Genomic DNA, 26,652 nt, shown 5'->3' with positions numbered 1-26,652 from the left:
TCGCCGTTATCGCGAACCCGTATCCGGGCTGTCGGCAGGCCTGAAAAGAATCTGGAATGGAGGTAGGCGCCATGGCGCAAATGACAGTGCAGCAATTCGCGGAATCGGTGGGGACACCGGTTGACCGCCTCATGGTTCAGCTCAAGGAGGCGGGTGTCGAGGTCGATGGTCCCGAGGCGGCGATCACCGATGCCGAAAAGCGCAAGCTGCTCGATCACCTCCGCCAGTCGCACGGCGAAGGCGGCGAGTCGGGGCGCGTGACCCTGAAACGCCGCACCCAGGCGCAGACCCTCAAGGTCAGCTCCGGTCAGGGCCGCTCCAAGACGGTCAACGTCGAGGTACGCAAGAAGCGCACGCTGAAGCGCAAGCCCGCCGAGGCACAGCCTGAGGCGCCGGTGGAAGAGGCCCCGGTGGTCGAGGAACAGGCCCCGGCGCCGGAGGCCCCCGAAGAGACCCGCGCCGGGACCCCGGTGGAGGAGCCGGTCGCCGAGTCGCCGGTCGAGGAGACCCCGGCGGCCGAGGAAGCCCCGGTCGAGGAGCCCGAGGCGCCCGCCGAGCCGGAGCCCGAACCCGAACCCGTCGAGGCGGCGCCCGCCGAGGAGGCCGCGCCGGAACCGGAGCCGGAGCCGGCCAAGCCGAAGCGTCCGCTGAGCCGCACCGAGCAGCTGGCGCTGCAGGTCGAGGCCGAGCGCGAGGCCCAGCGCAAGGCGGCCGAGGCACGCAAGCAGGAGGCGGCTGAACGCGAGGAACGCCAGAAGCGCCGGCAGAAGGAACTGGAGGCCCAGGAGGCCAAGCGCGAGAAGGAAGAACAGGCCCGTCTGGAACGCGAGGCGGCGGCCAGGGCGGCTGCGCCCACGGCGCCGGAAGGCGATGCGAAGGCCGGCAAGGGTGCTCGCAAGGGTGGGCGCAAGGACGATCGCAAGGAGCTGCATGTGGCCGGCGATCGTCGCGGGCGCCGCAAGAAGGGCGAGAGCCGCAAGGCCCAGTCCGCGGCCGCCCAGGCGGTGACCAGCAAGCATGGCTTTGCCAAGCCGACCGCGCCGGTGGTGCGGGATGTCGAGGTGCCGGAGACCATTACCGTGGCGGACCTGGCGCAGGCGATGGCGATCAAGGCGCCGCAGCTGATCAAGGCGCTGATGGGCATGGGTGTGATGGCCACCATCAACCAGTCCATCGACCAGGACACCGCGATGCTGGTGGTCGAGGAGATGGGGCACAACCCCATCGCGGCCAAGGAGACCTCGGTCGAGGACGAGATCGATACCGGTCTGGAGCAGACCGCCGAGGCCAAGCCGCGCCCGCCGGTGGTCACCGTGATGGGTCACGTGGACCACGGCAAGACCTCGCTGCTGGACTACATCCGCAAGGAGAAGGTCGCCTCCGGCGAAGCCGGTGGCATCACCCAGCACATCGGCGCCTACCATGTGAAGAACAACCACGACGGCGTGACCTTCCTGGATACGCCCGGCCATGCCGCGTTTACCGCGATGCGGGCCCGGGGCGCCCAGTCCACGGATATCGTGATCCTGGTGGTGGCCGCGGATGACGGCGTGATGCCGCAGACCATAGAGGCTATCCAGCATGCGAAGGCGGCGGGTGTGCCCGTTGTGGTCGCGGTCAACAAGGTCGACAAGCCGGAGGCCGAACCGGAGCGGGTCATGAACGAGCTGGCCCAGCACGAGGTAATCCCGGAGGCCTGGGGCGGCGATACCCAGTTCATCCAAGTCTCTGCCCATACCGGACAGGGGATCGACGAACTGCTGGAGGCCCTGGGCCTGCAGGCCGAGGTGATGGAACTGAAGGCCCCGGACGAGGGCCCGGCGCGTGGCGTGGTCATCGAATCGCGCCTGGAGAAGGGCCGAGGCCCGGTGGCCACCATCCTGGTCCAGTCCGGCAAGCTCAAGCACGGCGACATCCTGCTCTCGGGCAAGGAGTACGGCCGTGTGCGGGCGATGTTCGACGATACCGGCACGGCGGTGAAGGAAGTCGGTCCGTCCATGCCCGTGGAGGTCCTCGGCCTGTCCGGTGTGCCGGAGGCGGGTGACGAGGTCCTGGTGGTCGCGGACGACAAGACTGCCCGTGAGGTGGCTGAACATCGCGACACCAAGCAGCGCGAGCGCAAGCTGGCCGCGCAGCAGGCGGCCAAGCTGGAGAACATCTTCAACCAGATGCAGGAAGGCGAGATCGCCACCGTGAACATCCTGATCAAGGCGGATGTGCAGGGCTCGGCCGAGGCGCTGCGCGAATCGCTGGTCAAGCTGTCCACCGACGAGGTGCGCGTGAAGGTGGTCTCCGCCGGGGTTGGCGGGATCTCCGAGTCCGACCTGAACCTGGCGATGGCCTCCGAGGCGATCGTGATTGCGTTCAACGTGCGTGCCGATGCGGGCGCCAAGCGCCTGGCCGCGGAGAACGACATCGACGTGCGCTACTACTCGGTGATCTACGAGGCGATCGACGACGTGAAGCAGGCGCTGTCCGGCCTGCTGTCGGCCGAGATCCGCGAAGAGGTGATCGGTCTGGCCGAGGTCCGCGATGTGTTCAAGGCCTCCGGCTTCGGCCAGGTCGCTGGCTGTCTCGTGGTCGAGGGCTCGGTCAAGCGTGGCAACCCGATCCGCGTGCTGCGCGATAACGTGGTGGTCTACGAGGGCGAGCTGGAAAGCCTGCGTCGCTTCAAGGACGACGTGAACGAGGTCAAGGCCGGCACCGAGTGCGGGATCGCGGTGAAGAACTACAACGACGTGAAGGCGGGCGACCAGATCGAGGTCTTCCAGCGCGTCGAGGTGGCACGGACCCTCTGATGCCCGGAAACCGCGACTTTCATCGCTCGGACCGGGTCGGCGAGCAGATCCAGCGCGAGCTGGCCGAGCTCATCCGCATGGAGGTCAAGGATCCGCGCGTTGGCATGATCACCCTGGCGGGGGTAGAGGTATCCCGCGACCTGGCTCATGCCCGGGTGTATTTCACCCAGCTGGGCGGAGCCGAGAAGGGCGCGGAGGCGCAGCAGGGGCTGAACAATGCCGCCGGGTTCCTGCGCCGGGCCCTAGGGCAGCGCATGCGCCTGCGCTCGGTGCCGCAGCTGCGCTTCACCTACGACGACACCCCGGAGCGCGGGGCGCACCTGTCGTCGCTGATCGACCAGGCACTGGCCGAGGATCGTGCGCACCACGCGGACGATCCCGATGCCGGGGACGGTAGCGGCGAGTCCTCACAGGGGGATGCCGAGGACGCCCGTGACCCGGGCGAAGGGCCGGAACGCGGGGCCTGAGCCCCGGCGTTTCCGGTCGGGCGATCCATCCATGGCGGGCAAGCGGCGCGAGGTCGACGGCATCCTGTTGCTGGACAAGCCTCGGGGGCGCAGTTCCAACCAGGCGCTGGGTCGCGTCAAGTATCTGCTGCAGGCGAAGAAGGCCGGTCACACCGGGGCACTGGACCCGCGGGCGACCGGCCTTCTGCCGTTGTGCTTCGGTCAGGCGACCAAGGTCTCCGGCTGGCTGCTGGATGCGGACAAGCGCTACACCGCCGAGGCACAGCTGGGAGTGGAGACCGACAGCGCCGACCTCGATGGCGAGGTGATCCGCGAGTCCCGGGTGCCGGCGATTGATTCGACCACCCTGCGCGAGCTGGAGCAGCGTTTCAGCGGCGATCAGGCCCAGGTCCCGCCGATGGTCTCGGCGCTCAAGCACCAGGGCCAGCGGCTGTACGAGCTGGCGCGTCGCGGGGTGGAGGTCGAGCGGCCGCCGCGCCCGGTCCGTATTCATTCCCTGCGTATCGAGCAGACCGCCCCGGACCGGCTGCGCCTGGAGGTGCACTGCTCCAAGGGCACCTACATCCGGTCGCTGGTCGCCGATATCGGGCACGCGCTGGGGTGCGGTGCGGCGGTGGATACCCTGCACCGGGTCGGGCATGGCCGTTTCGATGCCGAGTCCATGGTGTCGCTGGAGACGGTCGAGGCCGCGTTCGAGGCCGGCGGGGCCGCGGCCATCGAAGCCCTGCTGCAACCCGCCGAGGCGGCGCTCGCGCACTGGCCGGCGGTCACCCTGGATGCGGCCGCCAGTGCCGCCATGCGCCACGGCAATCCCGCGGCGGCGACGGCGGTGATCGCCGAGGCCCCGGGCGCGTCCGATGCCCCGCGCGAATCCGAAACCGGCTGGGCCCTGGTCCGGGTGTTCGATGCCGCAGGGGCCTTCCTGGCGGTGGGGGTGCGCGACGACGCGGGGCAGGTGCGGGCGCGGCGGCTGTTCGTTCCCGCGGCCTGACGGCGGCCCGGCAAGCGGGTGGTTGTATTCTGTTCATGCCGGCGTGGGCCGTGGTACCATTGCGCGCCTATCGCCAGCGCCACTGGTCGATTAACGGTCAAGTAATCTCAGGAGTCAGGTTTTCATGTCGCTCACTACCGAAGAAAAATCGGCCATCGTCGAGAAGCACAAGCGCGATGCCAACGACACCGGTTCGCCGGAGGTCCAGGTCGCGCTGCTGACGGCCCGCATCCAGCATCTGATGGGGCACTTCGACAAGCACAAGCAGGATCATCACTCGCGCCGCGGCCTGCTGAAGATGGTCAGCCAGCGTCGCAAGCTGCTGACCTACCTCAAGCGCCACGACCAGGACCGCTATCAGGCCCTGGTTCAGGAGCTTGGGCTGCGCCGCTAAGGCCGGCACGACAGGCCCGCGCCACTGGTGCGGGCCTGTTCGCTTTCGGGGCCGCGCAATGGCCCGCGAAGGCCAGAATTCAGGCATCAACGTTGGATGAACACGGGAAACGGGAAATAACGTGGCATACAAGAAGTCGTTCCAGTACGGAAACCATACGGTCACCTTCGAAACCGGTGACATCGCTCGCCAGGCCAGTGGCGCCGTCCTCGTCAACATGGCCGAGACCGTGGTCCTGGTCACCGTGGTCGCCCGCAAGGAGGCCGAAGCGGGACGCGACTTCTTTCCCCTGACCGTGAACTACCAGGAACGCACCTACGCCGCGGGCAAGATCCCCGGCGGGTTCTTCAAGCGCGAAGGGCGTCCGAGCGAGAAGGAGACCCTGACCTCGCGCCTGATCGATCGCCCGATCCGCCCGCTGTTCCCGGAAGGCTTCAAGAACGAGACCCAGGTGGTCGCGACGGTGATGTCGATCAACCCCGAGGTGGATCCCGACATCCCCGCGATGCTCGGCACGTCCGCGGCGCTGGCGCTGTCCGGGGTCCCGTTCGCGGGTCCGATCGGGGCCGCGCGGGTTGGCTACCGCGCCGGCGAGTACCTGCTGAACCCGACCTACAGCGCGCTGGAGGAGTCCGACCTCGATCTGGTCGTGGCCGGCACCGAGAATGCCGTGCTGATGGTTGAATCCGAGGCCAACCAACTCTCCGAAGAGGCGATGCTGGGGGCGGTCATGTTCGGCCACGAGCAGATGCAGGCCGCGATCCAGGCGATCCGCGAGCTGGCGGCCGAGGCCGGCAAGCCGGCCTGGGAGTGGGAGGCCCCGGCCACCAGCGATTCGCTGGAGGATCAGGTGAAGGCCGTAGTGGGCGATGCCCTGGTCGAGGCCTACCAGATTGCCGAGAAACAGGCGCGTACCCAGCGCATCGGCGAGCTGCGTACCCAGGCCGTCGAGGCCCTCGCCAGCGACGCCGAGTCCGGCCCATCGGCGGATGCCATCAAGACCGCCTTCCACGATCTCGAGTACCGTCTGGTGCGCGATCGCATCCTCGACGGCAATCCGCGCATCGACGGCCGCGACAACAAGACGGTCCGCCCGATCCGCATCGACACCGGCGTGCTGCCACGTGCCCACGGCTCCGCGGTGTTCACGCGCGGCGAGACCCAGGCCATGGTAGTCGCGACGCTGGGGACCGACCGTGACGCCCAGGTGATCGACGCGATCGAGGGCGAGCGCCGCGACCGCTTCATGCTGCACTACAACTTCCCGCCCTACTGCACCGGCGAGACCGGATTCGTGGGCTCGCCCAAGCGCCGCGAGATCGGGCACGGGCGTCTGGCCAAGCGCGGCGTCGCCGCGGCCATGCCGAACGACGAGGACTTCCCGTACGTGGTCCGCGTGGTCTCCGAGATCACCGAATCCAACGGCTCCAGCTCCATGGCCTCGGTGTGCGGTACGTCGCTCGCGTTGATGGATGCCGGGGTGCCGCTGAAGGCGCCGGTCGCGGGGATCGCGATGGGCCTCATCAAGGAAGGGGACCGCTTTGCGGTGCTGTCCGACATCCTCGGAGACGAGGACCACCTGGGCGACATGGACTTCAAGGTCGCCGGGACGTCGGACGGCGTCACCGCCCTGCAGATGGATATCAAGATCGACGGCATTACCCGCGAGATCATGGAGCAGGCGCTGGCGCAGGCGCGCGAGGGCCGCATGCACATCCTCGGCTGCATGAACGAGGTGCTGCCGCGTCATCGCGACGAGATGTCCTCCCACGCGCCGCGCTTCATCACCATGAAGATCAACCCGGACAAAATCCGCGATGTGATCGGCAAGGGCGGGGCCACCATCCGGGCCCTGACCGAGGAGACCGGCGCGAGCATCGACATCCAGGACGACGGGACGGTCAAGGTTGCCTCCACCGACCAGGCGGCGGGTCTCGAGGCCAAGCGCCGCATCGAGGAGCTGACCGCGGATATCGAGGTGGGCCGGCAGTACACCGGCAAGGTCGCCAAGATCATGGATTTCGGCGCGTTCGTCTCCATCCTGCCGGGCCGCGACGGCCTGGTGCACATCTCGCAGATCTCCGACGAGCGAGTCGAGAACGTGGGCGATTTCCTCGCCGAGGGGGATTCCGTGACGGTTCGCGTACTCGAAGTGGACAAGCAGGGGCGCATTCGTCTGAGCATGAAGGCAGTCGAACCCGAGTCCTGATCGGGCTCGTTTCGTTCACGGGCACCGGGTTGCGGTGCCCGGCCATTCAGATTCGGGACGCTTCGGCATGGATCTCGTCAGCATTCGCAAGAGCTACCGGCGCTACGCCCGTCATTACGACGCGACGTTCGGGCGGGTGTTCGCGACCGGGCGCGCAAGTGCGCAGGAAACCCTGGCACCGCTCTCCGGCAAGCGCATCCTCGAGGTCGGGGTGGGTACGGGCATCTCGCTGCCGGACTACCCGGACGACTGCGAGGTCGTCGGGATCGATGTCTCCCGGGAGATGCTGGAGGTCGCACGGGGCCGCCTGAACGGGGGACTCCCGGCCGTATCCGGGCTTTGCGAAATGGACGCGGAGCAACTCGGCTTTGCCGACAACAGCTTCGATGCGGTGGTGGCGATGTACGTGGCCACGGTGGTGCCGAACCCCGACGCCCTGTTCGCCGAGATGTGGCGGGTCTGTCGCCCCGGCGGTCGCCTGCTGGTGGTGAATCACTTCGCCTCGCAGCAATGGCTGTTGCGCGGCTTCGAGCGCTGCCTGCGCCCGCTGTCCAAGGCCGTCGGATTTCGCCCCGATATGGAGTTCGAGGACTTTGTCCGCGTCACCGGGCAGGAACCCTGCATGGTCGCCCCGGCCAGCCTGTTCGGCTACTGGAAACAGGTCGAATTCCGCAAGCCTGCCTGAGCGGCGCCGCTCGCCGGGCTCCGCTACAAGCACTGCCTTGGAATGCCCCCTAGGGGCCGCCCCGGGAGATCGCCACGTCGCTACGCTCCTCGCGATGACGGGGCGCGTGATGATTCCGGGGTGTGTCAGAGGCGTGTGAAGAGCGGCAGCTCGTGGCGGCGCGCATTGGCCGCGATGAAGCGGCCTCGCCCGTCCTGTTCGCGGTCCAGGCGCGCCTGCTCGGTGGACGCCTCGCCGACGATCGTGGCCAGGAAGACCTCCAGTTCGCCCCCGTCCACCCGCAGGCGCCCAAACGGTGACCCGTCCGCGGCGGCGTGCCAGAACAGCCGCGGCTGCCAGTTGCAGCCCTGGATCTTCGGGTGCTGGAAGAGCGCGATCAGGCGGTGTTCGAGTGCGTCGGGCATGGGAACCTCGGTCGGGCTGTAGCGGACGAAAGCCTCAGAGAGACGTCTGAGTGGCCCTGGCCGTCGCGCCAGTGGTCGGAAAAGGCGTTACTGTAGAGGAACCCGCCCACCGCGTCAGAGGATCCGACGAATGGCCATCGACTGGAAGCGCTATGACCCCGCCCCGTTCTATGACGAACTGATCAATAAGCCCGGCAAGCCGCGCGGGCCGGGCAAGGCGCTGGCGGAATACCTGGCCTCGCTGGACGAGGGCGAGATCCACAGCCGCAAGCAGGCCGCGGACAGCGCGATCCTCGAGATGGGGATCAGCTTTACGGTGTATACCGAGGGCGAGAATATCGACCGCGCCTGGCCGTTCGACATCATCCCCCGGGTGATCGCGCGCAAGGAGTGGGACCAGGTGTCCGCCGGCCTGGAGCAGCGCCTGAACGCGCTGAATCTCTTTATCGACGACATCTACAACGAGCAGCGCATTTTTCAGGACAAGGTGATCCCGCGCTACGTTCTGAACCAGTCGAAGAATTTCCGCGAGCAGTGCATCGGCATCAAGCCGCCGCAGGGCGTCTGGGCGCATATCTGCGGTACCGACCTGGTGCGCGACGGATCGGGGCAGTTCTACGTACTGGAGGACAACCTGCGCGTCCCGTCCGGGGTGTCCTACATGCTGGAGAACCGCCAGGTCACCAAGCGCGTGTTCCCGGAGATGTTCGAGAGCTCCAGCATCCTGCCGGTGGATGAATACCCGACTCAGCTGTTCGACATGCTGGCGTCGATCTCGCCGCGCCCGCAGGACTATCCCGAGATCGCGGTGCTGACGCCCGGCATCTACAATTCCGCGTACTTCGAGCACTCCTTCCTGGCCCAGCGCATGGGCGCCGAGCTCGTGGAGGGCGCGGACCTGGTCGTCGGGGACGACGACTGCGTCTACATGCGCACCATCGACGGTCTTGAGCGCGTGGACGTGATCTACCGCCGCATCGACGACGAATTCCTCGACCCGGAGGTGTTCAACCCCGATTCGATGCTGGGCGTGCCCGGACTGATGCGCGCCTGGCGCAAGGGGAACGTGGGCCTGGCCAACGCCCCCGGTGCCGGCGTGGCCGACGACAAGGTGATGTACGCCTATGTCCCCGAGATCATCCGTTACTACCTGGACCAGGAACCGATCATCCCCAATGTGCCGACCTATCTCTGCGTGAACGAGAAGGATCGCGCCTATGTGCTGGACCACCTCGACGAGCTGGTGGTGAAGCCGGCCAACGAGTCCGGCGGCTACGGCATGCTGGTGGGCCCGCACGCGACCAAGAAGCAGCGGGCCGAGTTTGCCCAGCTGATCAAGAAGGACCCGCGCAACTATATCGCCCAGCCGACGCTGGATCTTTCCGTCGCCCCGACCCTGTGCGGCGACGAGATCGAGCCGCGCCATCTGGACCTGCGCCCGTTCATCCTGCAGGGGGTGCGCACCGACGTGACCGCCGGCGGACTGACCCGCGTGGCGATGCGCAAGGGCTCGCTGGTGGTGAACTCCTCGCAGGGCGGGGGCAGCAAGGACACCTGGATCGTGGACGAGGAGAACTGAGATGCTCTCGAGAGTCGCCGAACGCGTTTACTGGATGGCGCGCTATGTCGAGCGCGCCGAGAATACGGCACGCATGGTCACGGCCTTCAATCTGTTGGCGCTGGACATGCCGAAATCGGTGCAGGTGTCGTGGAAGGGCCTGGTAGAGGTCACCGGCAACGAGGACCTGTTCGATAACCACTATCAGCGGGACGATGAACGCAATTGCGTGAAATTCCTGCTGGCGGATGCCGACAACCCGAGTTCGGTGCTCAACTCCCTGCGGGCGGCGCGCGAGAATGTGCGTACCACCCGCGACCTGGTTCCCTCCGAGGCCTGGGAGGTGATGAACGAGCTGTACCTGTTCGCCCGTGACCATATCGATCAGGGCATCGGCAAGCGCGGCCGGTTCGAGTTTCTCTCCGAGGTGGTTCAGCGCTGCCAGACCCTGACAGGGCTGCTGGCCGGCACCATGAGTCATGATGCGGCCTATGACTTCATCCGCCTGGGGCGCAATCTGGAGCGCGCCGACATGTCCACCCGGCATGTCGACGTGGGCGCCCTCAAACTCCTGAAAAAGGACGGCGAGGATCCCGAGCCCTACGAGGGGCTGCTATGGACCAGCATCCTGCGTTCGGGGAGTGGCTTTCAGATGTACCGCCAGCATGTGAAGCGGCGGATCAACGGTGTGGACGTGGTGCGGTTCCTGCTGCAGGACACCGCCTTCCCGCGTTCGGTGACCCACGCCCTGACTCAGGTGCAGGATGCGCTGGAGAAGCTGCCGCGCAACGAACTGCCGCTGCGCCTGGTGATCCAGGCGCGCCGCCACGCCTCCAGTGCGCATGTGGAGGAGCTGATCGCGGAAGACGGCCTGCATGCCTTCATGGATGTGCTGCAGCGGGATATCGGGGACATCCACGGTGCGAACGTGGAGACCTGGTTCCGGATCGCGCCGGCGCAAACCCAGACGCAGGCGGCATAGGGAGGTAGTCGATGGATCGCGGGTGAAGCTGCGATCCGTTCAGCGGCGGGACTTTTTCGCTTTGCTCGAAGCGGGCGTTGCGGCCTTGCCGGAGCCGCGGCTGACGCGGGTCCCGCGCTGCTTGCGCGCGTGGGCGGACTCCCAGTCGAAGCGCGGCAGGTCGGTGAAGGCCTTCTTGATGTTGGTGTCCCAGGCCTGGGTGAGCGAGCGCAGGTAGGCGTCGTCGGTCTCCAGGCACAGGTAATGGTCGAAGGTCAGGGTGCCGCGCTCGTAGACCATCACCTCGATCGGGGGCCCCACAGTCAGGTTCGAACGAATGGTCGAGTCGATGGAGACCAGCGCGCAGCGCGCGGCATCCCCCAGCGGGGTGGCCGGTTCGATGATGCGGTCCAGGATCGGCTTGCCGTACTTGCTCTCGCCGATCTGCAAAAAGCGCGTCTGCTGCGAGGTGGTGATGTAATTGCCCTGCGGGTAGACCATGAAGATCGCCGGGGCATCGTCGCCGATCTGGCCGCCGATGATCAGGGTGGCCTCGGCCTTGATACCGGAGCGGGACAGGGCCTCGGAATGCTTCTCCGCCTCTTCGCGGTTGAGCCGGCCGAGGTATTCGGCGGCATCCGACATGCGCTCCACCGTCGCCAGGCTTTCCTCGGCGCCTTCCTCCATGTCGCGCTTGAGCTGCTGCACCACCGACTGCGTGGTGGCCAGGTTGCCGGCCGCGAGGACCACGAATACCCGCTGCCCCTCGATCTCGAAGGTGTGCATCTTGCTGTAGGTGCTCACCTGGTCCACGCCCGCATTGGTGCGGGAGTCGGAGGCGAAGACGAGGCCGTCGTCCAGGTCGATGGCGACACAGTAGGTCATGGGGGCGCGGGTTTCCGGGCAAGGCAGTGACGGCATACTAGGGCTGGGGTCGGGGGGCGTCAACGCAGTGTCGCGTTGAGTGCCGTCGGCGGATGCACCGAACCGGTGCCCCCGCCGCGTGGTCTGCAGGCCTACTGAATGCGTGTTCTTGCGAGGAGATGCCGATGTTTCGTTCCGGCCTGTGGCTGTTGCTGACCCTGCTGTTCCTGCCCACGTTGGCGAGTGCCGATGCGCTCGAGCCCGATGCCCTGATCGAGCGCATGCAGGCGGGCGGGCTGGTGATCTACTGGCGCCACGCCGCGACCGATCACAGCCGCCGCGATCAGGACCTGACCGACATGAGCCGCTGCGAACTGCAGCGCAATCTGGACGACCGCGGACGCGAGCAGGCGCGCCGGGTCGGCGCCGGCTTCGAACGTCACGCGATCCCGGTCGAGCGCATTTTGAGCTCGGCGTTCTGCCGCAATATCGACAGCGCCCGGATCGCCTTCGGCGAGGGCTCCTGGGAGGTTCGGGACGACCTGTTCAACGTGCCGCCGGTGCGCGACCGTCAGCGACAGCAGGCGCTGGTGACGGCCCTGCGGGACTATCTCGTGACGCCGCCGGAGGATGGCGACAGCAACGTGGTGATCGTGGGGCACAACATCAACCTCCAGCGCGCGGCGCGGGTGCGCATCGACGAAGGCGAGATCGCGGTGTTCGAGCCGGGCGGGGATGCGCCCCGCGTGCTCGGCATACTGACCCCGGAGGATTTCGACTAAGCGACCCCGGCCCGCCCTGGCGGGCCGGGGTCGCGTGGCCGGGCAGAATGACGCCGGAGCGTCTACGCAAAGGGGAGGGCGGAAAGATCGGGGGTGATGTGGTGAGGAACGGGATGGTGGGTGGAGTACTGGCCCTGATGCTGGCGATGGTGGCCCCGGCCGGCGCCGAGCCGCTGGCACCGAAGGCCCTGATCGAGCGCCTGCAGGCGGGCGGGCTGGTGATCTACTGGCGGCATGCGGCCACGGATCGGTCGCACGACGACTATGACCTCTCCGACATGACGGACTGCGAAGGGCAGCGCAACCTGAGCACCCGCGGGCGGGAACAGGCGCGGCAGGTGGGCAAGGGCTTCGAGCGGCACGCCATACCGGTCGAGCAGGTGCTGACCAGCGAGTTCTGCCGTAACTGGGAGACCGCGCACTACGGGTTCGGCGAGTACGAGATCCGGACCGAACTCTACAATCTGCCGATTATTCAGGATGCTGCGCGCCGCGAGGAGCTGATCGAAGGGCTGCGGCGGCACCTGAACACGCCGCCCGAAGCCCCGGGGAAGAACATTGTGATCGTGGGCCATGACCTGAACCTGCGCCACGCCGCGGAGGTGGAGATCGACGAGGCCGAGATGGCCGTGTTCGAGCCGCATACTGACGGGCCGCGTCTGCTCGGAACGCTGCAGCCCGATGACCTGATGCACTGAGCCAGGAAAACTCGGATCCATGCACACAATCGCGCGCCCGTCGCTTGGGTGTGGCGCGCGTGGTGAAGGCCGGCCCCGGGTCGGGGCCGGGGCGGGTCGGTCAGTAGAGGAAATCCGGCAGGTGCTTGCGCAGGCTGGCGGCGTCGGTGGACTTGGTCACGTTCTTGGCCACCTCGGCGGTAACGCTCTGGGCGACGGTCGGGTCCAGTACCTCGCGCAGGGCGCCCAAGAAAGTCGGCGCGGCGACGATCACGAGTCGCTTGAAGGTGCCCTCGTGATAGGCGGCCTTGAGCCGCTCGGCGACTTGGCGGGCAAAACGGTTGCGTTCGTTGGCGGCGGGATCGGTACTCTCCTGCATGGCGTGCCGCGCATCCCCGCTGGCACTGCTCCAGCTGCGCCCGGGGCGATCCGAGACGAGATCCTGGTTGTGGGCGCGGGACTCGCTGTGCGAGAGCGTCTCGCTCTCGTGCATCCCCTGACAGGCGCGGCCCTCGCAGGCAAAGATGCGGGCGCGCGCGGCATCGGCGACAACGATCCAGACAGTGTCCATGCAGATCCTCCTGTGGCGTAGACGGTGGCCCCGGGTACCCGTTGGACGGGGCGACGGGACCGCTGCGGGGCCGGCCCGGCAGGCACCGGCCCCGTCTTCGAGTGTAGATGCTCTGCAGCGGCTTGGGGTGGTATCGCAAAGCGCAGGGCCTGTTCCGTGCGGGCGCGCACGGCGTACGGCGCGGTACCCTGATGCCATGTATGCGCGAGCCAAGGTAAAGACCCCATGAGCCTCCTGACCTGGCTGGGTATCCTCGTCTGCCTCTCTCAATCGGCGATCCTGTCCGGGCTCAATCTCGGGCTGTTCTCGCGCAGCAAGCTGGAACTGGAGGTCCAGGCGCAGAAGGGGGATCCGCGCGCGGAACGCCTGCTGGCCCTGCGCGGCGATGCGAACTTTGCACTGGTGACCATCCTCTGGGGCAATGTCGCCGTCAACGTGCTCCTGGCGCTGCTGTCGGGCTCGGTGATGGGGGGCGTGGCGGCGTTCCTGTTCTCCACGGTCGTGATCACGATCTTTGCCGAGATCCTGCCGCAGTCCTATTTCTCCCGGCACGCGCTGAAGGTGGCCGGGGCGCTCTATCCGCTGCTGCGGTTCTACCAGTTCCTGATGTATCCGGTGGCGCGCCCCACGGCCTGGGTGCTGGATCGCTGGCTCGGCGGCGAGGAGATCCGGTTCTTTCCGGAGCGCGATCTGCACTATCTGATCGATCTGCATATGCAGGCGCACGGCAGCGAGATCACGCGGGTCGAGGGCCGCGGTGCCCGCAATTTCCTGGAGCTGGACGACATCCTGGTGCAGCACGAGGGGCAGGCGCTGGATCCGGACAGCGTGGTCGCCATGGAATTCGCGGACGGGCGCCCGGTCTTCCCCGCGATCGCGCCGCGGACCGATGATCCGTTCCTGGTTCGGCTCAATCGGCCGGGGCGGGGATGGATAGTGATTACCGACCCCGAAGGCGAGCCGCGCACGGTGATCCGGGTCCCGGAGTTTACCCGCGAGGCCCTGTTTGCACCGGAACGCTTTGATCCCCAGCATCACTGCCATCATCCTCTGGTGGTGCGTGATGGGGGCCGACGTCTGGGCGGGCTGGTGCCGCATTTCAAGGTGCGCCCGGCCAGCAGTGGCGACACCGTGGTCGGCGACGATGTCATCCTGCTGTGGACCGATGATCAGCGCCGCATCCTGAGCGGGACCGATATCCTCGGCCGTTTGCTGCGCGGTGTGGGGCAGCCGGCCCCGGCCGACACCCCGGGAGCGGTCTGAGCGCGAGCGCAGGAGGCCGAAACGAATGGAATTCAGGACCGTGGGCGGGGCGGGTATAACGCCCTATCTGGACGCCGTGGCACGCCTGCGTATCGCGGTGTTCCGCGAGTGGCCGTACCTCTACGACGGCAGTGCGGAGTACGAGGCGCGGTACCTGCAGGACTACGCGGACTGCCCGGACAGCACGCTGGTGCTGGCGCTGGAAGATGGCCGTGTGGTGGGCGCTTCCACCGCGTTGCCTCTGGCCGCGGCCGAGGCGGAATTCCAGGCCCCGTTTCGCGAGCAGGGGCTGGACCCGGCGGCGTACTACTACCTCGCGGAGTCAGTGCTGGAGCCGGAGTTTCGTGGTCAGGGAGCCGGGCACCGGTTTTTCGACGAGCGCGAGGCGGCGGCCCGCCGGTTGGGGTTTGCGCATGCCACCTTCTGTGCGGTGGTGCGCCCGCAGGATCACCCGCGGCGCCCGGCGGACTATCGGCCGCTGGACGGTTTCTGGAGGAGGCGCGGCTACACCCGGGCCGAGGGCCTGGTCTGCCAGTTTCCCTGGCCGGATATTGGCGAGACGCAGGAAACCCACAAGCCATTGCAGTTCTGGTGGCGCGGGCTGTGAAGCGGTCGCGGGGGTTTACGCCCCCGAATCGTCATCCTGTGGATCGTTGTCCCCCTTGAGCATGCCGGCCAGCCCGGCGAACGGGTTGTGCGTGGCCGTGGTTCCGCCCGTCTTGCCGCTTCCGGGGGTGGCATCGGTATAGCGCTGGTGCTCGTTGTCGTGGCAGTACAGGCACAGCAGTTCCCAGTTGCTGCCGTCCGGGGGGTTGTTGTCGTGGTTGTGGTCGCGGTGGTGCACCGTCAGCTCGCGCAGATTGGCGCGGGTGAACTCCCGCCCGCAGCGCCCGCAAACCCACGGATACATCTTCAGGGCCTGCTCGCGATAGCCGCGTTCGCGCTCCGCCTGGTCGCGCCGACTGCGGGCCACCAGGTCGTCGAGACGGTTGGAGGTCGAGTGGGTCATGGGGCGGTCTCCAGAGGTTGCTGCATCGAGCGTAGCTTTGATGCGCCGGCGCGGCCAGTCAGTCCAGGTCTCGAAGGTATTGCGTTAGCGCATCGAGGCTGCGTTCGTGGCCGGAGGGGAGGGGGGCTTGCGGGTCCTGCAGCCAGGCGGCGATGTCGGCGAAGGTGGTTCCGGCGCGGGTGTAGCGGGTCAGCATGTGGTAGCCCTCGGGGTAGAGCACGGCGCGGTGGGCACCGGACTCCTGCGCGGAAAGCCCCTCCAGCAGGCGCGCCAGGGGGCGCGGTGGCACGAGGTCGTCGCGCGCCCCGTAGAGGGTCAGGCTGGGCGCGGGCAGGTCGGGACCGGTCTCCAGCGCGCGGGTCATCAGGGTGGTCAGGCCGTCGAGGGCATCGATGCGCGCGTCGCGCAGCACGAGCGGGTCGTCGCGCATCTGTTGCAGCACGGCGGGGTCGTCGGTGGGACGGATATCCAGTTCCGCCGCCATCTCGCCGTCCAGGCGCCAGCCGGGCGCCAGGCGCGCTCCCAGCCACAGGCCGAAGCGCTGATACCAGGGCATGTCGCCCCGGCTCCAGACGGCCGGGGCGATCAGCACCGTGCCGGCTACAAGGGGTGTCCCGTCCCCGGCATCGGGCGCCTCCGACGCGGCCAGCAGGGCGACCGCGCCGCCCATGCTCTTGCCGACCAGGTAGGGCGTGCGATCGGGATAACGCGCCTGCAGCAGCCGCAGCGCGGTGCGGGCGTCCTCGGCCATGATCCGATGACCGGACCAGTAGCCGGCATTGCGCGTGCCGCCGAAGCCGCGCTGGTCGTAGGCGTAGACTGCGATGGCATGCTCGGCGAGGGCCTCGCCCAGGGCCTGCATGCTGCCGCCGTGGTCGTTGAATCCGTGCAGGGCCAGCACCACCTGATCCGGGGTCTCCGGACCCCAGCGATGCAGCGGCAGTCGATCACCATCTGCGGTGTGGATGACCTCGGGGGCGAGGATTGGTACGCGGGACTCGCCACCGGACGGGTTGGGCACCGCTCCGGCACAGCCGGCCAGCCACAGGATGGTCAGCGGCAGCAGCAGGAGACCCCGGGCGTGGCTACCGAGCATCGCCTTTGTCGTTGTCGTCGGCGGCGTCAACGGCACGCGGGGGGAACAGGAATTCCCGCGGGCGTTCGCGCAGATGATGGCCGTAGGCGCGGAAGACGCGGCCGAAGGCCCCCATGCGCACGCCCCGGGCGCGCAGCGCGACGTACAGCGCGAGGCCGAAACTGACCCACAGGTTGACGGCCCCGATCAGCAGCACGAAGACCAGGAACAGTGTGAATATCCCCAGCCCGGGTGTCTCGCTGGCGGTGATATAGCCGAGATTGGCCGAGGCGAAGGCCACGTGCTGGATATCCAGCGGCAGGCTCAGCAGGTAGCCGACATATCCGGTGACCCCGAGCAGGACGCCGAACAGGAAGTTCCCGATCAGGGCCCCGTAGTTGTAGCCGATCCAGTCAGCCAGGCGGTGGCGGGCGCCGGTGGGCAGCAGGCGGCGCAGCCAAGGGTGTTCCCGCAGCCGGCCGGGCAGGTCGAGATAGGCGCAGCGGTTGTCGAAGAAGCCGGCGATCAGGCCGGAGACGAACAGCCAGACCCCGGCGATCGCGGCGAAGAACAGCGCCAGCCCCATGACCGGGCGCAGGCCGTCCATCAGGTAGTCGGCCTCCTGGCCGGACAGGATCGGGGCCTCGAACAGGCGGGCGGAAAACAGCCCGATCAGGATCGCGGTGGGCAGGGCGATGCCCACGTTGCCCAGCACCGCGGCAAACTGCGAGCGTCCCACCCGCATCAGGAGGTCCGCCATCTTGCGCGGGTCGGCCGTCCCCCGTTCGCTCTCCTCGATGGCGGCGGCCAGGCGCGCGGCGGTCATCGCCGGCTGTTTGGTGGCGACGGTGAAGTGCAGGATGTGGATCAGCACGAAACCGAGCCCGTAGTTCAGGCTGGTCCACAGTGTGTAGGCCGCCTGGGACAGATCCAGGGCCCCGATCTGGATCTTGATCAGCGCCATAACCGCGATAATCAGCCCGGCGCCGGCCCCGGAGCGCAGCATCTGGAAGTATTCGCCGCGCGACTGGGTGATGTAGTGCTCGCCGGTGTCGCTGACATGCTGGGTAATGCTGCGCGAGACCAGCTTGATGTTGTCCTGCCACAGCGCGCGCACCCCGTGCTGGCGGGCGCTGATGGTGATGAGTTCGCGGAACACGCCGACCGAGGCGGCGCGGGTATCGCGCTCCGCATCGGGTTCCAGCAGGTCGAGCAGCTTGTGGATGCGCCGGAGGGTCTGGTCCAGGCGTTCCAGCAGGTGGGTCAGGGACAGGCTGTTGCCGTGGGTGATGGCCAGCTGGCGCAGGCGCGCGATCTGCTCGCCGCACTGCTCCAGCAGCACGCGGGCGTGGCGGTCGTCCATGCGTTCGCGGTTGGGATCCTCCAGTGCGGCACGATAGTCGCGCACGTAGGCGGAGATCTCGCGCTCCTGGGCCACAAACGCCGAGTTGCGCTCCGCGATCGACGGGTCCAGGCGCAGGAGTTCCGGTTCCAGTTCCTCGGCCGCCACCCAGATGGACAGCATCTCCAGGGCGTAGAGGATCTCCTCGCGGGCCCGGTGCAGGACCCCGGGATGCTCGCCGGACAGGCAGCCCAGTGCCTCCAGCAGGCGCCACCAGGCATCGTCCGGAAGGGCGGCGACCCATACGGCATCGTCGGTCTGGTGAAAGACGTGAAACAGCACATCTTTCAGATCCTGGCGATCCATCGGGCGCGGGTTGATGCGCTCGTAGATCAATTCGGCCGCCTCACGAAAGAATCCCTTGCGCGAGAACAGGCCGATCCCGGTGTACAGCGTCAGGTGCCGGGCGTCCTCCAGCCCGTCCTCCAGTCGCTGACGCAGCCGTTCCTGCAGGCCCGGGTGGTCCGCGAGCGCCAGGGTCAGTTGTTCGATCCGGCCGATAACCGGGGCCACATTGCGGGGATCTTCCGGGCGCAGCCAGTCGACGAGTTCGCGCAGGGTCTCGGCCAGATCGAGGTCGGCATCTTCCACGTGGGCCAGGAGGTGTTCCGCGTCCTGCTTTGTCATGACAATCCCTGTGGCGGCTGGGCTGGCGTTGCATTATACGAGGCCATACGGGGCTTGTGTCCGCGCGTTGCAGGGGCGCCGATGCGGCCCGGAGATTGAGCTTGAGGCCCGCTGCGTTCACAATACGCCCCTCAATTCTCCCGTGTACTCACTCAGGCCGGCGGTAGCAGGCGGCTTGCGTAACCTGTGCGCGGACGCCCCGCGCGGGTTCGGGCCGCGACGCGCGGGACCCATGGGGCCCAGGCCCCGGCCCAGAGCGAATCGATGATCCAGCTGCGTACCTACGTCTACATGGATTCCCTCCAGCCGCAGCTGGCGGAATACATGGCTACGGTCTCCCAGGGCTTTCTGCCCGTACCGGGGGACTCCTGCCTGTGGGTGGAGGTTTCGCCGGGGATGGCGGTGCACCGTCTGACCGACGTGGCGCTGAAGGCGACCAACGTGCACCTCGCGCAGCAGGTCGTGGAGCGCGAGTTCGGTTCCATGGTGATCCACCACCGCGACCAGAGCGAGGTGCAGGAGGCCGGTCGCGTGCTGCTCTCGCGCCTGGGCGCCAGCCAGGAGGATCGTCAGCCCTGCCGCATCCCGTGGCAGGAGACCATCCGCGGGATGACCCCGGATCACACCGTGCTGATCAACCGCCAGAACCGCCGCGGGAACATGATCCTGCCGGACCAGAGCATGTTCATCCTCGAGGCGGAGCCGGCCGGCTACATCATCTATGCCGCGAATCAGGCGTTGAAGGCGGCCAATGTGTCGCTGATCGATGTGCGCGCGGTGGGCGCCTTCGGGCGTCTGACCCTGGCCGGCCGCGAGGGCGACGTGGACGAGGCGGCGCGTGCGGCGATCCACGCGCTGCACAACCCCGCCGGGACCTGAGATGCATCGCGCGCAGCTGCTGGACCTGCTGGCCCGTCACCAGACGACCTTCATCGAGGAGGCCGGCTTCGTCCGCCGCGCGCTGGATTTCGTCAACGACCACCCGGACTGCTTCAATTGCGACCTGACGCCGGCCCACGTGACCGGCTCGGCCTGGGTGGTCAGCCCGGATCGCGAGCAGGCCCTGTTGCTGCTGCACGGCAAGCACCATCGCTGGTTCCAGCCGGGCGGGCATGCCGACGGTCAGGCGGATATCCTGCAGGTGGCGCTGCGCGAGACACACGAGGAAACCGGCCTGCCCCCCGAGCATATCCGGCTCGTCGAGGAAGACATCTTCGACCTGGATATCCACACCATCCCCGCCAGCCCGCATTTCCCGATGCACGAGCACATCGACGTGCGCTTCCTGCTGGAGATCGATGACCGCCTGCCGGTGCCCGGCAGCCACGAGTCGCACGACATCCTGTGGGTCCCGCTGCAGCATGTCTCGCGCTACAACAACAGCCGTTCCCTGTGGCGGATGGTGGAGAAGACCCGCCGCCTGCGTACCTGCCGGCACATTCACCCGCGCTGATCCCGTTTGCTGGATGGGCCGGCGATGTTTCCGCCCGCCCGACAGGGCGCTATAGTCGCCTTCCGTCTCCCTGATCCGTGCGTCCCGTGTCGATGAGCGTTCTGCCACGTCTTGGCCTGCTGCTGTGCCTGATTCTGGCTGCGCCGGTGCTGGCCGACGTCGCGGAGCCGCGTTCGATGACCGTGACGGATCCCGCCGGCGTGGAGCTGGACGTGACCGTCTACCCGGCCGAGGGTGAGCGCCTCTACCTCTGGCTGCTGCCGCAGGCGGGCGCACACGCCAACCATGCCGAGTTCGGCCGCGAGCTGGCGGCCCTGGGCATCGAGGTCTGGCAGGTGGACCTGCTGGATGCCCATTTCCTCCCCCGCACCAACGAGAGCATGCGCAGCCTGGATGGTGTCAGCGTGGCCGCGTTGCTGCGCGCCGCGCATGAAGAGACGGGCAAGGAGGTCATGCTGGTGGCCTCCGGTCGGCCGGCCATCACCGCGCTGCGCGGCCTGCGCCAGTGGCAGGAAGACGGGCCCGAGGCGGCCTACGTGCTGGGTGCGGCCCTGGCCTTCCCCAATCTGATGGTGGACACGCCAGTCGCCGGGGCGCCCGCGGAGTTTGTGGATGTCGTGCGGGCCACCAGCCTTCCGGTGTTTCTGCTGCAGCCGACCCAGGGCGTCTACCGCTGGCACCTGGACGAGATCCTGACCGACCTGCGCCGGGGTGGCAGCGCGGTATTCGTGCGGATGATCCCGGGGGTGCGCGACTTCTACTACCTGCGCCGTTCCGACCCCGAACCGGAGGAAGTGGCCATGGCGGCCCGTCTGCCCGCGCAGTTGCTGCAGGCGGGCCGGCTGCTGGCGAGTGTCCCGAGCCCGCTGGCGGCGGCGCCTATGCCGGAACTCGCGCACGAGGTCGAGGCCGGTCGGGGGCTGGTAGCGCGCGATCACCCACCGCCGGTCGCGGACTTCACCCTGACCGATCACCTGGGCGATGAGCAGTCGCTGTCCGACTACGCGGACCAGGTGGTCCTGCTGAACTTCTGGGCCAGCTGGTGCCCGCCCTGCGTCCAGGAGATCCCGTCGATGAACCGCATGGCCGAGATCCTGGGCAAGGGTTTCGCCATCGTCTCGGTTAACTATCAGGAGAGCGCCGAGCACATCTCCGCCTTCATGGACGAGGTGCAGGTGGATTTCCCGGTGCTGATGGATTTCGACGGCCGGGTTGCCGCCGACTGGCGTGTATTCGCCTTCCCCAGCTCCTTCATCCTTGGCCGCGACGGCCGCGTGCGCTATTCCGTCAACAGCGCCATCGAATGGGACGACCCCGACGTCATCAACCGCGTCCGTACCCTCATGACCGAGCCCGAATAGCCGGCCGGACGGTCGTGCGTTATTCGTCGGTGGAGCCTTCCACCGTGGTCAGGCCGAAGGCGTGCCACATTTGCATGCCGCCGCGGTACCACTTGATGCGTTCGGCCGGGTAGCCGAGGTTGGTCAGCGTGCGGATGTTGGTGGGGGACTGCCCGCACCAGGGGCCGTTGCAGAACAGCACCAGGGTCTTCGCGTGGCTGAAGTCGTAGAAGTCCCCGTCGAAGACCACGTCGAACCGGTCGCTCAGCACATTGCGTACGTCGTCCGGGTCGGCCCCGGAGGCGAAGTGCAGGCGATCCCAGGGGATGTTGATGGCACCGGGGATGGTGCCGCGGCGATATTCGCGCGGGGTGCGTGAATCGATGATCAGCAGGTCGTCGCGCTCGGTGGTCTGGCGCAGGTAATCGATGAACTCCAGTTCACCCAGCGTCTCGACCCCACGACCCAGGCTCATCGGCTGGATGCAGAAGGGCGGACAGGGGCGTGCAATCTGCGCATAGTCGAGATCGATGGTCGCGAAGGTGTCCTGGTCGCGGGTCACCATCACACGTTCGTCACCGTGGCGTACCTCGAACTCGGCCATGTCCGTGGTGATGCCCACCTCCACCTCCGCGAAGGTGGGCGAGGCCACCAGCAGTGCCAGGCTCGCGAGCAGGCCGCGTACAAGGGGCGATGCGGGCTCGGGCTTTTTCATCGGATTCTCCTCGGCATCCGCCATTCCTCAAGCGTAGTCCCGAATATTGCCGAGCACGCGCAAGGGCCCACGCCTGGCGGGTATTTCGGGCGGCGGCGTTACCCTTGCGCCTGTTCGTCGAGGAGTTCGCGGATCTGGTCGATGACGCCGGGTTCGGTCCATTCGATCGCGCCGAACAGGTAGTAGCGCAGCTGGCCCTCGCGGTCGATGACGTAGCTGGTGGGGTAGGCCATCGCGCGCCAGTCGTTCAGGGAGGCCTGGTCCGGGTCGAGGAGGATGGTGAAGTCCGTTTGCACTTCGTCCTCGATGAAGCGGCGGATGGTGGCCTCGTCCTCGCCGAGATTCACCGCGAGGATGCGAAAGCCTTCCGCGCGCAGTTCATCCTCCAGCAACTGCATGGATGGCATCTCGTGCACGCAGGGCGGGCACCAGCTTGCCCAGAAGTTCACCAGCACGACCTCGCCGCGATAGTCCTCCAGACGACGGGTGTCGCCGGCAAGGTCGGGCCGTTCCAGCGGCGGGGCGGCCACGGGCTCGTCCAGGGTATTCAGTTGCGCGTCGCCGCCGGTGGGGGTGCGCACGGCCAGGTCGGTGTCCGCATCGGCCACGGCCGGCGTCCGCTGGCGGGGCAGGCGCGACAGCATCTCCATGCCGAAGGCGATCTCGCGATGGAAGTGCTCGCTCGCCAGTTGCTCGCCGGCCGTGGCATCCGGGCGGAAGAAGAACCGGTCGCGGATGCCGGGAAGCAGGCGGGCCCCCACGGCACTACCGCCCTCCGTGAGACCCGCGCGGATGCGGCCGAGTTGCTGGCGCTGTGGGGATTGCGCCGGTTGCAGGATGTACACGGGGAGGTTGGTCAGCCCGACGATGGCCTGCAGCTCGGCACCTTCGGTGTCCACGCCGGTGTGCAGGTAGGGGCTGGCCATCAGCAGGCCGGCCATGTGGTCCGCATCCGGGTGGGCGAGCTGCCACTGGTAAAGCCCGGTGAGCAGCCAGGGCAGGGCGCGGTCGTGGCCGAACGCGAAGACGGCGCGACCGGTATCGGCGTGAGCCGACTCGATCAGGTCCGCGACCGTCGTGGTGGGCATGTCATCGAAGCTGGAGGCCGCCTCCGGCAGGAAGTGGCCGCTGAAGGGGTCCACCAGCCAGACCTCGATGCCGATGGCCTGCAGGGCCAGGGCCTGGGTGCGGTGGCCGTCGCGCAACCCGTGCTCGGACGGGAACCACAGCAGCACGGCGTCGCCGTCGGCGCGATAGCGCTCCACCGGGACTTCGGCGCCGCCGGCCTCGATGATGGCGGCTGCGTTCGCAGCGCCGGTTGGATCCCCGGCATCCTGTGCCAGGGCGATAAGCGGCGTCCCCAGAAGCGCTACCAGAGTGAGCAGAACAACGGCGAGAGAACGGGTCATGCAGGCCTTTCCGGAGGGTGTTCGGGGAGAGACGCACGAGGGCTCGATATTGATCCGCCGGTGCTGAATGCAGTCCGGTCGTCCCGTGGACATCCTTGTGAGACTCCACACCTAGAGCGACACCGGGACCCGGCGATACGGCTCGGGGGGCGGCGGTCTGTGGTCGCCGCTTTCGGGGAAGCGCTGGATCAGCTTGTCGTAGTAGCTGCGGATGTTCTGCACGTAGACGACCGGCTCCCAGCCACGGGCGTAGCCATAGCGGGTGCGCTCGTACCATTCGGGGTCGGCCAGGCGCGGGAGCCACTGCATCACGTCCAGCCAGCGATCCGGATCGTCGCCATGCGCATCCGCCAGGCGACGGGCGTCGTGCAGGTGACCGAGGCCGACGTTGTAGGCCGCCAGGGTCATCCAGGTGCGGTCCGGTTCCGGGATTCGCTCCGGGAGTCGTTCGCGCAGATCCAGCAGGTATCGCGTGCCACCGTCCACGCTCGATGCGGGATCGGTGCGGTCGTCGATGCCGAGACCCGCAGCGGTGTTCTGGGTCAGCATCATCAGCCCGCGCACGCCGGTGGGCGACACGGCGTTGGCATTCCAGTGTGACTCCTGATAGGCCACCGCCGCGATGAAGCGCCAATCCAGGCCGTATTGCTCGCCGGCGCTCTCGAACAGGTCGCGAAAGCGATCCAGGCGGTCCTCCACTCGGCGGGCGAAGGTCAGGGCGTCCACCAGGTCGTGGGTCTCCAGGTGGCCCAGGTAACGGTCGGTCATCAGCTCCAGTTCGCGGCTCTCGCGCAGGCGCTCGATATAGCGTTCCGCCGCTTCGATCAGGCTGTGGTCGAACCCGGACGGGAACAGCCAGGTGACGGTCGCACCGCGCTCGAACTCGTACGCGGTGCGCAGCTCCGGATGCAGGCGCCGCAGCCGCCCGAACTCCAGCGAGTTCATCAGGGCATAGTCGATCTCGCCTGCGGCCAGGGCCTGGCGCAGCGCCTCGGCGGTGCCCAGCGGTACCAGGTCGATCGCTGGGTCAGGTGGCTCGTCGCTCAGCGTTTCCAAGGGGTTCTCTTCCGGATCGGCGGATTCGGGGCCCTCCGCCAGGGTCGAGCTCCGTTGTCTTGAGGCCTCGACTTGGGCCAGGTGGTCCCGCAGGCGTTCCGGCAAGGGGGATTGCGCGGTGAACCCCAGACGGGTTCCGGCAGGCAGATCGTCGAGGGCGGACAGGGCCGCGTTCGCTTCGTTGCCGCGCCAGAAGGCGAGGAGCTGCTGGATCGCGAGGATCTCCGGGCCCGGTTTGACCGCGGGATCGCCGGGATCGACCAGCAAGCCGGCGGCAAGATCCACGCGCTGTTCGCGCAGACGCTGGTGGGCCTCGGCCGCTGTGTCCACGCGGGTGACCCGGATGCGCGTGCCTAGCTCCCGCGCAAAGCCGTGCAGCAAGTCGAGGTCCAGTTGGTCGTGGCCGTTGGCCATGGTCAGTTCCGAACGGCCAAGTGGAGTGTCCACCAGAACGACCTGCAACTCCTCGCGAAAGGTGAGCTGCTCCAGTGCAGAGGGTGGCTGGAACCAGACCCGCAGACCAATCATCACCAGCAGCACGATGAAGATGCCGAGCTCGATCTGACGCCAGGTCGTGCTTGGAGGTCGGAGCTGAAGGTGCGGGGCCATGGACTGGATGATACCCAATCAAGCGGCGTGGCCGCGCGGGACGCGGCGGCGCCGGGTCCGGGTGCTGGTCCTGGCCGGAATGTTTCCCTATCGCCAGTTCAGGACCAGCCCCTGAGCGCGCAGGATCTGCAGCGCGGGGTCGACACAGGTGTCGATGAAGGCGGCCCGGCGCGGATTGTCGCGTGCCAGTCGGCGGTAGTCCGGACCCGCGGGCAGGCCCGCGAGCTGGTAGATATCCGCCGTCGGGTAGTAGAAGGCGTGCACGAACTGACGGAATACCCGGCGCATCAGCGGCCGGTAGGTGGTCTTCTGCCAGGCGGGCAGGGAGTCCAGGTAGCTTTCCAGCGTGTCGCGGGCATGCGCCATGTGGCGGGCCTCGTCGATCATGTGGGTGGTGACGACGTCATGCACCGTGGGGCTTATCTGGTCGCGGCGCTGGTGGATCAGCCGGTTCATCCGATCCGGCACTTCCTCGCCGATCATCACCGCGATCCAGAAGATCGAGGACTCGAACGGGGCGAAGCGTCCGACCAGCGTGGCGAGACGTGGCTTCGGGAAGCGCTTCTCCGGCAGCTCCAGGCCGCTGCGCCGCATGAACTCGATGAACATCAGGCTGTGCCCGGCCTCTTCGCGCAGCTCGTGCAGGCGGTAGTTCAGCCGGTCCAGCCGGCCGGTCGAGTGCATGGAGATGCGCGAGATGCGCTCCATGAACAGGCCCTCCAGCCACAGTGCCCCGCTGATGAAGTAGAGGAACTCGTACTGCGACAGGCGGCGTTTCTGCTCGGCGGACAACGCCGAGTATTCCGGCGTACCAAATAGCGAGACGGCCTCTTCCGGGATCCAGAAGTCCTTCGGCGACAGCGCATCCCAGCGAATCCGCGTGAGCGGATCCTGGTATGGCGAACTGTTGCGGCTCAAGTGATCGAGCAGCTCCTGGGAGGAATTCATCGTTGGCGTGCCGGGGCCCATGCGGATGACGCCGGGAATCATACCGGCTCTGCCCGTCCGGACCAACGCCAACCCGTTGCAATCTGCGGTTGCTCCCCCATGATTAAGGAGACGCTGATTGAATCGCACGTCCGCGTTGGTGCCCCCTGTTTTCCGAGACAAGGCGCGTCGTGCAGCGGGTAGTGGTTCTACCCGCAAGCGGCGCAACGCAGGATCGGGGAACAGGGGGCACCAACCCCACAAGCCATTGAAAGCAGGGGCTCGGCCGCCCGTTGTTGATCAAAAACGGGCGCGGGAACGGCGTTGCGGTTCCCTTGTGCAGAATGACTGCAGGGCAGTCACCGCGCCTTGTTCGCACGCAAAAGCGACTCGAGCGCGGACGTGC

25 protein-coding genes are annotated in these 26,652 nt (G+C 67.5%); 15 read left to right on the top strand and 10 right to left on the bottom strand.

Features of this window, described 5'->3' with window-relative positions:
• The first annotated feature begins 56 nt into the window (after positions 1-56).
• From infB to F614_RS0107570, 6 genes are all read left to right on the top strand, one after another.
• Complete coding sequence (gene infB / locus F614_RS0107595) at positions 57-2,798, top strand: translation initiation factor IF-2 (protein WP_196800285.1); 2,742 nt, start codon at positions 57-59, stop codon at positions 2,796-2,798.
• On the top strand, positions 2,798-3,265 hold the full coding sequence (gene rbfA, locus F614_RS0107590) for a 30S ribosome-binding factor RbfA (RefSeq protein WP_018867804.1): 468 nt from the start codon (positions 2,798-2,800) through the stop codon (positions 3,263-3,265). Before infB ends, rbfA begins: the two co-directional genes overlap by 1 nt.
• 31 nt (positions 3,266-3,296) lie before the next feature.
• Positions 3,297-4,256, top strand: a complete 960-nt coding sequence (gene truB, locus F614_RS0107585) for a tRNA pseudouridine(55) synthase TruB (RefSeq protein WP_019558659.1) — start codon at positions 3,297-3,299, stop codon at positions 4,254-4,256.
• 124 nt (positions 4,257-4,380) lie between these two features.
• Positions 4,381-4,650 carry a 30S ribosomal protein S15 gene (rpsO, locus tag F614_RS0107580; protein WP_018867806.1) on the top strand — a complete coding sequence of 90 codons (270 nt, stop codon included), beginning with the start codon at positions 4,381-4,383 and terminating at the stop codon, positions 4,648-4,650.
• A 121-nt stretch (positions 4,651-4,771) separates the two neighbouring features.
• Positions 4,772-6,859, top strand: a complete 2,088-nt coding sequence (pnp, locus tag F614_RS0107575; protein ID WP_018875898.1) for a polyribonucleotide nucleotidyltransferase — start codon at positions 4,772-4,774, stop codon at positions 6,857-6,859.
• A gap of 67 nt (positions 6,860-6,926) precedes the next feature.
• Complete coding sequence (locus F614_RS0107570) at positions 6,927-7,544, top strand: class I SAM-dependent methyltransferase (RefSeq protein ID WP_018867808.1); 618 nt, start codon at positions 6,927-6,929, stop codon at positions 7,542-7,544.
• Positions 7,545-7,669: 125 nt separating this feature from the next.
• On the opposite strand, the gene F614_RS0107565 is transcribed toward F614_RS0107570, so the two are convergent.
• The gene (locus F614_RS0107565; protein WP_018867809.1) at positions 7,670-7,948 is read right to left on the bottom strand and encodes a hypothetical protein; all 279 of its coding nucleotides are present in this window, start codon (positions 7,946-7,948) and stop codon (positions 7,670-7,672) included.
• Positions 7,949-8,078: 130 nt separating this feature from the next.
• Between F614_RS0107565 and F614_RS0107560 the strand changes: the two genes are divergently transcribed.
• Together F614_RS0107560 and F614_RS0107555 are read left to right on the top strand one after the other, a co-directional pair.
• Positions 8,079-9,527: a circularly permuted type 2 ATP-grasp protein gene (locus F614_RS0107560; protein WP_018877170.1), complete on the top strand. Its 1,449-nt coding sequence runs from the start codon at positions 8,079-8,081 to the stop codon at positions 9,525-9,527.
• A gap of 1 nt (position 9,528) precedes the next feature.
• Positions 9,529-10,488: an alpha-E domain-containing protein gene (locus F614_RS0107555; RefSeq protein WP_028485126.1), complete on the top strand. Its 960-nt coding sequence runs from the start codon at positions 9,529-9,531 to the stop codon at positions 10,486-10,488.
• 39 nt (positions 10,489-10,527) lie between these two features.
• On the opposite strand, the gene F614_RS0107550 is transcribed toward F614_RS0107555, so the two are convergent.
• A complete protein-coding gene (locus tag F614_RS0107550; protein WP_018867812.1) occupies positions 10,528-11,352 on the bottom strand; it encodes a proteasome-type protease in 825 nt (274 codons plus the stop codon).
• 164 nt (positions 11,353-11,516) lie between these two features.
• Between F614_RS0107550 and F614_RS0107545 the strand changes: the two genes are divergently transcribed.
• Positions 11,517-12,113, top strand: a complete 597-nt coding sequence (locus tag F614_RS0107545; protein ID WP_018880340.1) for a histidine phosphatase family protein — start codon at positions 11,517-11,519, stop codon at positions 12,111-12,113.
• Between the two features lie 113 nt (positions 12,114-12,226).
• Complete coding sequence (locus tag F614_RS0107540; protein WP_018877172.1) at positions 12,227-12,811, top strand: histidine phosphatase family protein; 585 nt, start codon at positions 12,227-12,229, stop codon at positions 12,809-12,811.
• 100 nt (positions 12,812-12,911) lie between these two features.
• On the opposite strand, the gene F614_RS0107535 is transcribed toward F614_RS0107540, so the two are convergent.
• Positions 12,912-13,361, bottom strand: a complete 450-nt coding sequence (locus F614_RS0107535; RefSeq protein WP_018867815.1) for a host attachment protein — start codon at positions 13,359-13,361, stop codon at positions 12,912-12,914.
• A gap of 225 nt (positions 13,362-13,586) precedes the next feature.
• On the opposite strand from F614_RS0107535, the gene F614_RS0107530 reads away from it, so the two are divergent.
• A complete protein-coding gene (locus F614_RS0107530) occupies positions 13,587-14,624 on the top strand; it encodes a DUF21 domain-containing protein (RefSeq protein WP_018877173.1) in 1,038 nt (345 codons plus the stop codon).
• 25 nt (positions 14,625-14,649) lie between these two features.
• Positions 14,650-15,231, top strand: a complete 582-nt coding sequence (locus F614_RS0107525; protein ID WP_019558658.1) for a GNAT family N-acetyltransferase — start codon at positions 14,650-14,652, stop codon at positions 15,229-15,231.
• Positions 15,232-15,246: 15 nt separating this feature from the next.
• Here the strand turns inward: F614_RS0107525 and F614_RS0107520 are convergent, their stop codons facing one another.
• From F614_RS0107520 to F614_RS0107510, 3 genes are read right to left on the bottom strand one after another with little or no spacing between them, the layout of a single operon-like run.
• A complete protein-coding gene (locus tag F614_RS0107520; protein WP_019558657.1) occupies positions 15,247-15,633 on the bottom strand; it encodes a YajD family HNH nuclease in 387 nt (128 codons plus the stop codon).
• A gap of 58 nt (positions 15,634-15,691) precedes the next feature.
• Positions 15,692-16,729, bottom strand: a complete 1,038-nt coding sequence (locus F614_RS0107515) for an alpha/beta fold hydrolase (protein ID WP_019558656.1) — start codon at positions 16,727-16,729, stop codon at positions 15,692-15,694.
• Entirely contained in the window at positions 16,719-18,737 is a 2,019-nt protein-coding gene (locus F614_RS0107510; RefSeq protein ID WP_019558655.1) for a site-specific recombinase, read from the bottom strand. Before F614_RS0107510 ends, F614_RS0107515 begins: the two co-directional genes overlap by 11 nt.
• A 264-nt stretch (positions 18,738-19,001) precedes the next feature.
• Between F614_RS0107510 and F614_RS0107505 the strand changes: the two genes are divergently transcribed.
• The 3 genes from F614_RS0107505 (at position 19,002) to F614_RS0107495 (ending at position 21,551) form a co-directional block, all read left to right on the top strand.
• Positions 19,002-19,616, top strand: a complete 615-nt coding sequence (locus tag F614_RS0107505) for a BMC domain-containing protein (RefSeq protein ID WP_018867821.1) — start codon at positions 19,002-19,004, stop codon at positions 19,614-19,616.
• Between the two features lies 1 nt (position 19,617).
• A complete protein-coding gene (locus F614_RS0107500; protein WP_019558654.1) occupies positions 19,618-20,190 on the top strand; it encodes an NUDIX hydrolase in 573 nt (190 codons plus the stop codon).
• A 92-nt stretch (positions 20,191-20,282) separates the two neighbouring features.
• Positions 20,283-21,551 (top strand): TlpA disulfide reductase family protein, encoded by a 1,269-nt coding sequence (locus F614_RS0107495; RefSeq protein WP_019558653.1) that lies wholly within the window; start codon positions 20,283-20,285, stop codon positions 21,549-21,551.
• Between the two features lie 19 nt (positions 21,552-21,570).
• Here the strand turns inward: F614_RS0107495 and F614_RS0107490 are convergent, their stop codons facing one another.
• From F614_RS0107490 to F614_RS0107475, 4 genes are all read right to left on the bottom strand, one after another.
• On the bottom strand, positions 21,571-22,269 hold the full coding sequence (locus F614_RS0107490; RefSeq protein ID WP_019558652.1) for a rhodanese-like domain-containing protein: 699 nt from the start codon (positions 22,267-22,269) through the stop codon (positions 21,571-21,573).
• 74 nt (positions 22,270-22,343) lie between these two features.
• Positions 22,344-23,654: a peroxiredoxin gene (locus F614_RS0107485; RefSeq protein WP_018877177.1), complete on the bottom strand. Its 1,311-nt coding sequence runs from the start codon at positions 23,652-23,654 to the stop codon at positions 22,344-22,346.
• A 111-nt stretch (positions 23,655-23,765) separates the two neighbouring features.
• The gene (gene mltF, locus F614_RS0107480) at positions 23,766-25,319 is read right to left on the bottom strand and encodes a membrane-bound lytic murein transglycosylase MltF (protein ID WP_018867826.1); all 1,554 of its coding nucleotides are present in this window, start codon (positions 25,317-25,319) and stop codon (positions 23,766-23,768) included.
• Between the two features lie 87 nt (positions 25,320-25,406).
• A complete protein-coding gene (locus F614_RS0107475) occupies positions 25,407-26,267 on the bottom strand; it encodes a diiron oxygenase (protein WP_018877178.1) in 861 nt (286 codons plus the stop codon).
• Between the last annotated feature and the right edge of the window lie 385 nt (positions 26,268-26,652).

Source organism: Thioalkalivibrio sp. ALE12, assembly GCF_000381105.1.
GTDB lineage: Bacteria > Pseudomonadota > Gammaproteobacteria > Ectothiorhodospirales > Ectothiorhodospiraceae > Thioalkalivibrio.
The sequence above is the reverse complement of the archived record's forward strand: the minus strand, read 5'-3'. Positions and strand labels throughout refer to the sequence as shown.